The organism is Streptomyces roseochromogenus subsp. oscitans DS 12.976 (genome assembly GCF_000497445.1).
Taxonomy (GTDB): domain Bacteria; phylum Actinomycetota; class Actinomycetes; order Streptomycetales; family Streptomycetaceae; genus Streptomyces; species Streptomyces oscitans.
In genome coordinates this window covers 7585154-7588533 of the sequence record NZ_CM002285.1, presented here as the reverse complement: position 1 = coordinate 7588533, position 3380 = coordinate 7585154, and the positions used below count along the sequence as shown (strand labels likewise).

At 57.5% G+C, this 3380-nt stretch carries 1 rRNA gene; it reads right to left on the bottom strand.

Annotated elements, in window-relative coordinates:
• Nucleotides 1-22: 22 nt before the first annotated feature.
• Nucleotides 23-3144, bottom strand: a 23S ribosomal RNA gene (locus M878_RS82450).
• Between the last annotated feature and the right edge of the window lie 236 nt (nucleotides 3145-3380).

The window sequence follows — 3380 nt, the reverse complement described above, 5'->3', positions numbered from 1 at the left end:
AACACAGTGGACGCGAGCAACTGAGGACAAGCCCTCGGCCTATTAGTACCGGTCACCTCCACCAGTTACCTGGCTTCCAGATCCGGCCTATCAACCCAGTCGTCTACTGGGAGCCTTACCCCATCAAGTGGGTGGGAGTCCTCATCTCGAAGCAGGCTTCCCGCTTAGATGCTTTCAGCGGTTATCCCTCCCGAACGTAGCCAACCAGCCATGCCCTTGGCAGAACAACTGGCACACCAGAGGTTCGTCCGTCCCGGTCCTCTCGTACTAGGGACAGCCCTTCTCAAGACTCCTACGCGCACAGCGGATAGGGACCGAACTGTCTCACGACGTTCTAAACCCAGCTCGCGTACCGCTTTAATGGGCGAACAGCCCAACCCTTGGGACCGACTCCAGCCCCAGGATGCGACGAGCCGACATCGAGGTGCCAAACCATCCCGTCGATATGGACTCTTGGGGAAGATCAGCCTGTTATCCCCGGGGTACCTTTTATCCGTTGAGCGACGGCGCTTCCACAAGCCACCGCCGGATCACTAGTCCCGACTTTCGTCCCTGCTCGACCCGTCGGTCTCACAGTCAAGCTCCCTTGTGCACTTACACTCAACACCTGATTGCCAACCAGGCTGAGGGAACCTTTGGGCGCCTCCGTTACCCTTTAGGAGGCAACCGCCCCAGTTAAACTACCCATCAGACACTGTCCCTGATCCGGATCACGGACCCAGGTTAGACATCCAGCACGACCAGACTGGTATTTCAACGACGACTCCACCCACACTGGCGTACGGGCTTCACAGTCTCCCAGCTATCCTACACAAGCCGAACCGAACACCAATATCAAACTGTAGTAAAGGTCCCGGGGTCTTTCCGTCCTGCTGCGCGAAACGAGCATCTTTACTCGTAGTGCAATTTCACCGGGCCTATGGTTGAGACAGTCGAGAAGTCGTTACGCCATTCGTGCAGGTCGGAACTTACCCGACAAGGAATTTCGCTACCTTAGGATGGTTATAGTTACCACCGCCGTTTACTGGCGCTTAAGTTCTCAGCTTCGCCCACCCGAAAGTGAGCTAACCGGTCCCCTTAACGTTCCAGCACCGGGCAGGCGTCAGTCCGTATACATCGCCTTACGGCTTCGCACGGACCTGTGTTTTTAGTAAACAGTCGCTTCTCGCTGGTCTCTGCGGCCACCCCCAGCTCGAGGAGCAAGTCCTCTCACCAGGAATGGCCCCCCTTCTCCCGAAGTTACGGGGGCATTTTGCCGAGTTCCTTAACCATAGTTCACCCGAACGCCTCGGTATTCTCTACCTGACCACCTGAGTCGGTTTAGGGTACGGGCCGCCATGAAACTCGCTAGAGGCTTTTCTCGACAGCATAGGATCATCCACTTCACCACAATCGGCTCGGCATCAGGTCTCAGACTATGTGCTGCCCGGATTTACCTGGACAACGTCCTACACCCTTACCCCGGGACAACCACCGCCCGGGATGGACTACCTTCCTGCGTCACCCCATCACTCACCTACTGCAAGTCTGGTCCGTCGGCTCCACCACTTTCCATTCCCCGAAGGGTCCGGAACGGCTTCACGGACTTAGCATCGCCTGTTTCGATGTTTGACGCTTCACAGCGGGTACCGGAATATCAACCGGTTATCCATCGACTACGCCTGTCGGCCTCGCCTTAGGTCCCGACTTACCCTGGGCAGATCAGCTTGACCCAGGAACCCTTAGTCAATCGGCGCACACGTTTCTCACGTGTGAATCGCTACTCATGCCTGCATTCTCACTCGTCAACCGTCCACGACTACCTTCCAGTGCCGCTTCACCCGGCAGACGACGCTCCCCTACCCATCACAGCACCCGTTGGGGCTATATACTGCAATGACACGACTTCGGCGGTACGCTTGAGCCCCGCTACATTGTCGGCGCGGAATCACTAGACCAGTGAGCTATTACGCACTCTTTCAAGGGTGGCTGCTTCTAAGCCAACCTCCTGGTTGTCTGTGCGACTCCACATCCTTTCCCACTTAGCGTACGCTTAGGGGCCTTAGTCGATGCTCTGGGCTGTTTCCCTCTCGACCATGGAGCTTATCCCCCACAGTCTCACTGCCGCGCTCTCACTTACCGGCATTCGGAGTTTGGCTAAGGTCAGTAACCCGGTAGGGCCCATCGCCTATCCAGTGCTCTACCTCCGGCAAGAAACACACGACGCTGCACCTAAATGCATTTCGGGGAGAACCAGCTATCACGGAGTTTGATTGGCCTTTCACCCCTAACCACAGGTCATCCCCCAGGTTTTCAACCCTGGTGGGTTCGGTCCTCCACGAAGTCTTACCTCCGCTTCAACCTGCCCATGGCTAGATCACTCCGCTTCGGGTCTTGAGCGTGCTACTACAGCGCCCTGTTCGGACTCGCTTTCGCTACGGCTTCCCCACCCGGGTTAACCTCGCAACACACCGCAAACTCGCAGGCTCATTCTTCAAAAGGCACGCAGTCACGAGACACCAGCAAGCTGATGTCCGACGCTCCCACGGCTTGTAGGCACACGGTTTCAGGTACTATTTCACTCCCCTCCCGGGGTACTTTTCACCATTCCCTCACGGTACTATCCGCTATCGGTCACCAGGGAATATTTAGGCTTAGCGGGTGGTCCCGCCAGATTCACACGGGATTTCTCGGGCCCCGTGCTACTTGGGTGTCTCTCAAACGAGCCGCTGACGTTTCGACTACGGGGGTCTTACCCTCTACGCCGGACCTTTCGCATGTCCTTCGCCTACATCAACGGTTTCTGACTCGCCCCACGGCCGGCAGACCGTGGAAGAGAGATCCCACAACCCCCACGACGCAACCCCTGCCGGGTCTCACACGTCGTAGGTTTGGCCTCATCCGGTTTCGCTCGCCACTACTCCCGGAATCACGGTTGTTTTCTCTTCCTGCGGGTACTGAGATGTTTCACTTCCCCGCGTTCCCTCCACTTGCCCTATGTGTTCAGACAAGGGTGACAGCCCATGACGACTGCCGGGTTTCCCCATTCGGAAACCCCCGGATCAAAGCCTGGTTGACGACTCCCCGGGGACTATCGTGGCCTCCCACGTCCTTCATCGGTTCCTGGTGCCAAGGCATCCACCGTGCGCCCTTAAAAACTTGGCCACAGATGCTCGCGTCCACTGTGCAGTTCTCAAACAACGACCAGCCACCCATCACCCCGAACCAACAGGTCCGAGTGCACTGGGGCCGGCGACTGAGGAAAGTTCGTTCCCTCAGACACCCAACAGCGTGCCCGGCCAGGCCCCGTCCGAAGATCATGCGTTCCACGCTCTGACGAGCAGTACTAGCAGCCTCCGACCCAGGATCCCGGCCGAATAATCAACGTTCCACCCATGAGC